The organism is Paraburkholderia sp. SIMBA_030 (assembly GCF_046535245.1).
Taxonomy (GTDB): Bacteria; Pseudomonadota; Gammaproteobacteria; order Burkholderiales; family Burkholderiaceae; genus Paraburkholderia.
Genome location: NZ_JAWRXB010000571.1, coordinates 1 through 270, shown reverse-complemented (window position 1 = coordinate 270; position 270 = coordinate 1). Strand labels below are relative to the sequence as shown.

At 66.7% G+C, this 270-nt stretch carries 1 protein-coding gene; it reads left to right on the top strand.

Annotated elements, in window-relative coordinates; translation table 11 throughout:
- A partial coding sequence (locus SB772_RS41245; protein ID WP_410838681.1) for an aldehyde dehydrogenase family protein occupies positions 1–270 on the top strand: 270 nt, incomplete at both ends.

Sequence of the window (270 nt, the reverse complement as noted above, 5' to 3'; positions counted from 1 at the left end):
CTGGGTCGAGCCAACTGAAGGCGGCAAGCTGATGGAGATCGTCAGTCCGTCGCTGGAAACGACGATCGGCAAGCTCACGCTCGGCTCTGCGCACGACGCGGATCACGCCGTCGCCGCTGCGCGCGCCGCGTTTCCCGCGTGGTCGGAAAGCTCGCGCGAAGCGCATATCGAATTGCTCGAACGCATCGCGGCCTGCTATCGCGAGCGGCTCGGCGAGCTTGCGCACGCGGTCTGCGAGGAAATCGGCGCGCCGATCTCGCTGTGCAAGAC